Annotated in this window: 2 protein-coding genes; both read left to right on the plus strand. The window is 75.7% G+C overall.

Features of this window, described 5'->3' with window-relative positions; all coding sequences use genetic code 11:
* Nucleotides 1–4,770: a type I polyketide synthase gene (locus CG736_RS11885; RefSeq protein ID WP_100586147.1), complete on the plus strand. Its 4,770-nt coding sequence runs from the start codon at nt 1–3 to the stop codon at nt 4,768–4,770.
* Complete coding sequence (locus CG736_RS11890) at nt 4,767–8,105, plus strand: non-ribosomal peptide synthetase (RefSeq protein WP_100586148.1); 3,339 nt, start codon at nt 4,767–4,769, stop codon at nt 8,103–8,105. The genes CG736_RS11885 and CG736_RS11890 overlap by 4 nt, the downstream gene beginning before the upstream one ends.
* The last annotated feature ends 3 nt before the right edge of the window (nt 8,106–8,108 follow it).

Here is an 8,108-nt window from a genome sequence, read left to right on the forward strand (position 1 = left end):
ATGACCGCGACGAACGACACCCTCAAGCGCGCCTATCTGACCATGGAGAAGATGCAGCGCCGCATCGACGAGCTCTCCGGCGCCCGCACCGAACCCATCGCCGTGGTCGGCCTGGGCCTGCGCCTCCCCGGCGGCGCCGTGGACGCGGACAGCTACTGGGAGATCCTCCGGGAGGGCATCGACGCGGTCAGCGAGATCCCCGCGGACCGCTGGGACGCCGACGCCTTCCACCACGAGGGCGAGCCGCGCCCGGGCCGGATGGCCACCCGCTGGGGCGGCTTCCTCGACCAGGTCGACCGCTTCGACCACGACTTCTTCGGCATCTCCCGCCGCGAGGCCCTGCTCATGGACCCGCAGCAGCGGATGAGCCTGGAGGTGACCTGGGAGGCGCTGGAGAACGCGGGCATCGCGCCCAGCGCGCTGGCGGGCACCCGGACCGGCGTCTTCATGGGCGTCTCCAGCTGGGACTTCGCCACCGAACACCTGCGCGGCCCGCTGGACTTCAGCGCCTACGCCAGCACCGGCTCGGCGCACAGCGTGCTCACCGGCCGGCTCTCCTACGTGCTCGACCTGCGCGGCCCGAGCGTCGCGGTGGACACCGCCTGCTCCTCCTCGCTGGTCGCCGTCCACCAGGCCTGCCAGAGCCTGCGCAACCGCGAGTGCGACACCGCCCTCAGCGGCGGCGTCAACGCGGTGCTGTCGCCGCTGCCCAGCGTCTCGTTCACCCAGTTCGGCCGGATGGTCTCGCCGGACGGCCGCTGCAAGGCCTTCGACGCCGACGCCAACGGCTACGTCCGCAGCGAGGGTTGCGGCGTGGTGGTGCTCAAGCGGCTGTCCGACGCCGAGCGCGACGGCGACACCGTGCTGGCCGTGATCCGCGGCGGCGCCGTCAACCAGGACGGGCGCAGCGCCGGCCTCACCGCCCCCAACGGCTCCGCCCAGCGCGACGTGGTGCGGGCGGCGCTGGCCGCCGCGGACGTCCGGCCGGAGCAGGTCTCGCTGATCGAGGCGCACGGCACCGGCACCCTGCTCGGCGATCCGATCGAGGTGGAGGCGCTGGCCGACGTCTACGGCCGCCCCGAGGGCAACCCGGTCTACCTGGGCTCGTGCAAGACCAACATCGGCCACCCGGAGGCGGCGGCCGGCATCGCGGGCCTGATCAAGGTGATCCTGGCGCTGCGCAACGACGAGATCCCCGGCACCGTCCACTTCAAGAAGCTCAACCCGAACGTCTCGTTCGACGGCACCACCTTCGAGGTGCCCACCGGCCGCACCGCCTGGCCCGCCACCGGCGGCCCCCGGACCGCGGGCATCAGCGCCTTCGGCTTCAGCGGCACCAACGCGCACCTGATCGTCGAGCAGGCCCCGGTCCGTCCGCAGACCCCGGAGGCCGGGCAGGACGGGGCGGACCGCCCGCTGTCCGTGCTGCCGCTGTCCGCCAAGAGCGACGCCGCGCTGCTGCGCCTGGCCGAGCGCTACCGGGAGCGGCTCACCGCGCCCGACGCCACGCCGCTGGCCGACCTGTGCCACTCGGCCGCCACCGGCCGCTCGCACTTCCGCCACCGGCTCGCCGTGGTCGGCGCCGACCGCGCCCAGGCCGCCGACCGGCTGGCCGAGCTGGTGCAGGAGGGGCTGCCGGCGACCGGTGCGACCGAGCCCTCCGAGGTGGTCTTCCTCTTCACCGGCCAGGGCCCGCAGCGCCCCGGGATGGCCCGGGCGCTCTACCAGCAGCAGCCGACCTTCCGCAGGGCCGTCGACCGCTGCGACGAGATCCTGCGCCCGCTGCTGGACCGCCCGCTGCTCTCCTACCTCTACCCCGAGGAGCAGGACCGCGAGCTGATCCAGCGCACCGGATACGCCCAACCCGCGCTGTTCGCCGTCGAGTTCGCCATGTCCGAGATGTGGCGCTCGTGGGGCGTGGAGCCGGGCGCGGTGCTCGGGCACAGCCTCGGCGAGTACGTCGCCGCCTGCGTGGCCGGCGTGATGAGCCTGGAGGACGGCCTGATGCTGGCCGTCGAGCGCTCCAAGCGGATGGAGTCGCTGTCCGGCACCGGCGCGATGGCCACCGTCTTCGCCTCCGAGATGGAGGTCGCCGAGGCGCTGATGGAGATCGCCGACGACCCCGACCGGATCGCCGTCGGCGCCGTCAACGGCCCCGCCAACACCACGATCTCCGGCGACGCCGGGCTGGTCGACCTGGTCTGCGCGCACTTCACCGCGCTCGGCGTGCAGGCCAAGCGGCTGCACATCACCACCGCCTCGCACTCCCCGCTGATGGAGCCGATCCTGGAGCCGCTGCGGCAGGCCGCGCTGCGGGTCGACTTCCAGCCGCCGCAGATCCCGCTGATCTCCAACGTCACCGGGGAGCTGTGGGACTGGGCGGAGGCCCCGGACGCCGAGTACTGGGTGCGGCACGCCCGCCGCGCGGTGCGCTTCGCCGCCGGCGTCGGCACCCTGCGCAAGCTCGGCTACCGCACCTTCATCGAGATGGGCCCGGCGCCGACCCTGCTCGGCCTGATCAGCGACAGCCTGCCGGCCGGCGACGACACCCTGCTGCTGCCCAGCCTGCGGCCCAAGCACGACGACTGGGAGGTGCTGCTGGCCGGCGTCGCCGAGCTGTACACCCGCGGCACCGACCTGGACTGGCAGGGCTTCGACCGCGACTACCGGCGCGCCCGGGTGGCGCTGCCCGGCTACCCGTTCGAGCCCACGCCGTGCTGGCGGGAGCGCCGCCCCGCGGACGCGGCGGACGCCGACGCCCTGGAAGGCGCCGAGGAGCCGGCCGCCGAGCAGGACGAGGCCGACGACGACAGCCTGCTGTACCGGCTGGCCTGGCGACCCGTCGCCGACGCCCCCGCCGACGCCCCGGCCGCCGGGGCCCGCGGCTGGGTGCTGCTGGCCGACGGCTCCGGCTTCGGCGAGCAGCTCGCCGAAGCCGCCGCCCGGCGCGGCGAGCCGTGCGTGCTGGTCCGCTCCGGCGCCGACTACCGGCACGTCGCCGGGTCCGGCAGCGCCGAGGTCCGCGCCGACCGGCCGGCCGACCTGGCCCGGCTGCTGGACGAGCTGACGGTGCCGCAGGGCGGCCGCGTCGAGGTGGTCCAGCTGGCCGGCCTCGACGCGCAGGACCCGGCCGACGGCCGGTGGACCGGCGTGCTGGACGCCGTCCGCACCGCGCAGGCGCTGGACGGCCGGGCCGCCCGCCTCTGGCTGGTCACCCGCGGCGGCGTCCGGGTCGGCGGCGAGCCGACCGGCCCCGCCCCGCTGGCCGCCGCCCTGTGGGGCCTGGGCCGCTCGCTCCAGGCCGAGCAGACCGCCGGCTGGGGCGGCCTGGTCGACCTCGACCCGCGGCAGCAGCCGGCCGACGGCGCCGAGCAGCTGCTGGACGCCGTCACCCGCCGCGACGCCGACGGCGAGGACCAGGTCGCGCTGCGCGACGGGGTGCGGCACGCGGCCCGCCTGGTCCGGGAGCCGGCCGAGTCCGGCCCGGCCCGCCCGGTCCGCTGGCGCCGGGACGCCTCCTACCTGATCACCGGCGGTCTGGGCGGCGTCGGCCTGGCCACCGCGCGCTCGCTGGCCCGGGCCGGCGCCCGGCACCTGGTGCTGGTCGGCCGCTCCGCCGTGCCGCCGCGCGCCGAGTGGTCCGAGCTGCCGGCCGGGCACCCGTTCGCCGACCGGGCGGCCGCGGTGCGCGAGCTGGAGGCGCTCGGCGCGGGCGTCCGGCTGGTCTCGCTGGACATCGCCGACGAGGCGGCCGTGCAGGCCTTCCTGACCCAGGAGGAGCGCGAGGGCCGCCCGCCGATCCGCGGCGTGCTGCACGCCGCCGGCATCGGCGCGATGGTGCCGCTGGCCGAGCTGGACGCCGCCGAGCTGGACCGCCAGCTGCGCCCCAAGGCGCTCGGCGCCTGGGTGCTGCACCAGGCCTTCGCCGAGCGGGAGTTGGACTTCTTCGTGCTCTGCTCCTCGACCAGCGCGGTGCTCAGCTCCCCGTACGTGGCCGCCTACGCCGCCGCGAACGCCTTCCTCGGCGCGCTCGCCGAGCTGCGCCGGGCCGCCGGCCGACCCGCCCTGACGATCGACTGGGGCATCTGGGAGAACACCGGCATGGCGGCCCGCAAGGCCGAGGAGACCCCGGGCGTGAGCCGCGGCATGGGCACCCTGCGCCCGGCCCAGGCACTGCGGGTGCTGCACCGGCTGCTCGGCCGCGACGCCGCCCAGCTGGCCGTCGTCCCGGTGGACTGGGACGAGTGGGGCCGCGGCTACCGGGCGCTCTCCGGCTCGCACCTGCTGACCGAGCTGGTCGGCGCCGGCGACGGCTCGACGGGCTCCCGGCCCGCCCGCCGCGGCGGCCCGGTGCTGCCCGGCCGCGAGGAGCTGGCCGCGCTGCCCGCGGCGGAGCGGTCCGGCGCGCTGGCCGCGCAACTGCTGACCGCGGTGGCCGCGGTGCTCGGCGCCAGCCCCGAGGCGCTGGAGCCGCAGGCCCCGCTGATCAGCCTCGGCCTCGACTCGCTGATGGCCGTGGAACTGCGCAACGCCATCGACCAGGCGCTCGGCGTCAACGTGCCGATCTCCGACTTCCTCAAGGGCGCCACCGTCCGCTCGCTGGCGGAGCGCCTGGTCGCCGAGGTGTCGGCCGACGACGAGCCGGCCCCCGCCGCCCCGGCGATCGGCCGCGCCGCCCGACTGGAGGACCTGGCCGACCAGTTGCTCGCCGAGATCGACAGCCTGCCCGAGCTCCCCGTCGAGGCGCCGGGCCGAGGAGAGTCCCGATGACCGACACCCTGGACACCAAACTCGCCGCGCTGGAACGCAAGTTGGCGGCGCTGCCGCCCGAGCAGCGGGCCAAGTACGAGCGGCTGCTGAAGGAGCAGGCCGAGGCGGGCACCGTCTTCCCGCTCTCCGTGACGCAGCAGGGCATCTGGTTCTTCGAGCAGCTGCGCCCGAGCAACCCGGCCTACACCATCCTGGGCGCGGTGCGGCTGCGCGGCGCCCTGGACACCGCGGTGCTGCGGAAGGCGGCGGCCGAGGTGGTGCGCCGGCACGAGTCGCTGCGCACCGTCTTCGAGCTGCGCGACGGCCGCCCGGTGCAGGTCGTCCGCCCCGAACTGCCGCTGGACTTCGCCGAGTCGCCCGCCGCCGACGGGCAGCCGCTGGAGGCCGCGATCGCCGCGGCCGTCGCCGGCCCGTTCGACCTGGCGGCCGGCCCGCTGCTGCGGCTGCGGCTGCTGCACCTGGGCCCGCAGGACCAGGTGCTGGCCGTGGCCATGCACCACCTGGTCTCGGACGGCTGGTCGATGGGCCTGCTGATCACCGAACTGGGCACCCTCTACGAGGCGTTCGGCGCCGACCGGCCGTCCCCGCTGCCGGGCCTGCCGATCCAGTACGGCGACTTCGCGGCCTGGCAGCAGAAGCAGGCCGAGACCGCCGACCAGGCCGTGCACCTGGCCTACTGGCGCGAGCACCTGGCGGGCGCCCCGGCGCAGTTGACGCTGCCCACCGACCGGCCGCGCCCGTCGGTGCAGGGCTTCAACGGCGCCTCCTGCCCGGTGGAGCTGGAGCAGCCGCTGATGGCCGAACTCGCCGCGCTCGGCCGGGCGAACGGCGCCACCGCCTACATGGTGCTGCTGGCGCTCTTCCACGTGCTGCTGCACCGCTGGAGCGGCCAGCAGGACGTGGTCGTGGGAGTGCCCACGGCCGGCCGGGAGCGGGCCGAACTGGAGCCGCTGATCGGCTTCTTCGTCAACACCCTGCCGGTGCGGGTCGGCCTGGACGGCGACCCGTCGTTCGCCACCGTGCTGGGCCGGGTGCGGGAGGCCTGCCTCGGGCTGTACGCGCACCAGGACGTGCCGTTCGAGCGGCTGGTGGAGGAGCTGCGCCCGGAGCGCGACCTCAGCCGCCCGCCGATCTTCCAGAGCTGCTTCTCCTACCAGGACGACCCGGTGGCGGCCCGCCCGATCGGCGGGCTGCGGCTGGAGCGCCTGGAACTGCCCGCCCAGGGCGCCCGGTTCGACCTGGAGTTCCAGTCGTTCACCCGGGACGGCGCGCTGAGCGGCTGGTTCGAGTACGACCGCGACCTGTTCGAGCCGGACACCATGGCCCGGATGGCCGGGCACTTCCGGCGGCTGGCCGAACTGGTGGTCGCCGCCCCCGACACCCCGGTGGCCGAGCTGGAGCTGCTGGACGCCGACGAGCGCCGGCAGGCGCTGGCGGCGGGCGAGGGCGCGGCCCGCGAGTGGCCGGGCGCCGGCTGGATCCACGAGGTCTTCCAGCAGCAGGCGCACCGCACCCCGGACGCCGAGGCGCTCCGCTTCGAGGGCGAGAGCCTGAGTTACGCCGAGCTCAACCGGCGCGCCAACCGGCTGGCGCACACCCTGATCCGGCTCGGCACCGGCCCCGACTCGCTGGTCGGGGTGGCCATGGAACGCTCGGTCGAGCTGGTGGTCGCGCTGCTGGCGGTGCTCAAGGCGGGCGGCGCCTACGTCGCGCTGGACCCGGGCCTGCCCGCCCAGCGGCTGGCCGGCATGCTGGAGGACGCCCCGGCGCCGGTGCTGCTCACCCAGCGCCACGTCCGCGACCGGCTGCCGGACACCGGCTCGGCGACCGTGCTGCTGGTCGAGGAGCACGCCGCCGGCGGCGCCGACACCGACCCGAACGTCGAGCTGTCCGGCGAGCACGCCGCCTACGTCATCTTCACCTCCGGCTCCACCGGCCGCCCCAAGGGCGTGGTCAACGTGCACGCCGGGATCCGCAACCGCCTGCTGTGGATGCAGGACGCCTACCGGCTGGACGGCACCGACCGGGTGCTGCAGAAGACGCCGTTCTCCTTCGACGTCTCGGTCTGGGAGTTCTTCTGGCCGCTGATGGCCGGCGCCACCCTGGTGGTGGCCCGCCCGGACGGGCACCGCGACCCGGCGTACCTGGTGCGGACCCTGCGCGAGGAGTCCGTCACCACGGCGCACTTCGTGCCGTCCATGCTGCAGGCGTTCGTCCAGGAGCCGGGCGTCGAGGAGTGCACCGCGCTGCGCCGGGTGGTGTGCAGCGGCGAGGCGCTGCCGCGCAGCCTGCAGGACCGGTTCTTCGCCCGCTCCGGGGCCGAACTGCACAACCTGTACGGGCCGACCGAGGCCGCCGTGGACGTCACCGCCTGGGCCTGCCGCCGGGACGACGACCCGCGGGCGGTGCCGATCGGCCGGCCGATCGCCAACACCCGGATGTACGTGCTGGACCGGGCGCTGCGGCCGGTCCCGCCGGGCGTCGCCGGGGAGCTGCACATCGCGGGCGCCAACCTGTCCCGCGGCTACCTCGGCGACCCGGAGCGCACCGCCGAGCGGTTCGTCGCCGACCCGTTCGACCCCGCGCCGGGCGCCCGGCTCTACCGGACCGGCGACCTGGCCCGGTTCCGCTCCGACGGCGCCATCGAGTACCTGGGCCGGCTCGACCACCAGGTCAAGCTGCGCGGGCTGCGGATCGAGCTCGGCGAGATCGAGTCCGCGCTGACCGGCCACCCGCGGGTCCGCGAGGCCGTGGTGACGGCCCGTCAGCAGCCGGCCGGGGACGTCCGGCTGGTCGCGCACCTGACCGCCGAGGGCGACGCCCCGGCGACCGGCGAGCTGATCCCCTTCCTCAAGGAGCGGCTGCCCGAGTACATGGTGCCGTCCGCCTTCATGGTGCTGGACGCCTTCCCGCTGACCAGCAGCGGCAAGACCGACCGCAGGGCGCTGCCCGAACCGCCCGCCGACCGCCCGGAGCTGGCGAGCAGCTACACCGCTCCCGGGGCCGGACTGGAGGAGAGTCTGGCCGAGCTGTGGCGCGAGCTGCTCGGCGCCCGGCGGGTCGGCCGGGACGACAACTTCTTCGAGCTCGGCGGCCACTCGCTGCTGATGGTCGAACTGCGCGCCCGACTGGCCGCCCGGCTGGGCCACGAGCTGTCCATGGTGGAGCTGTTCCAGCACCCCACCGTCGGCTCGCTGGCCGGCCACCTGGAGCGGTCCGGCCGACCGGACGACGCCCTGCTGAACGCGGCCCGGGACCGCGCCGCGAACCGCCGCAGGCGCGCCGCCGTGCGCCGCGGCCGCAGCACCCCCGCAACTGACGCAAGTGACAGGTGATGG

This window comes from Kitasatospora sp. CB02891 (genome assembly GCF_002803145.1).
GTDB lineage: Bacteria > Actinomycetota > Actinomycetes > Streptomycetales > Streptomycetaceae > Kitasatospora > Kitasatospora griseola.

Bases quoted from the DNA above. Each gene is read 5' to 3' on its own strand.
- CG736_RS11890 (WP_100586148.1), top strand. From the start codon at position 4,767: ATGACCGACACCCTGGACACCAAACTCGCCGCGCTGGAACGCAAGTTG.
- CG736_RS11885 (WP_100586147.1), top strand. From the start codon at position 1: ATGACCGCGACGAACGACACCCTCAAGCGCGCCTATCTGACCATGGAG.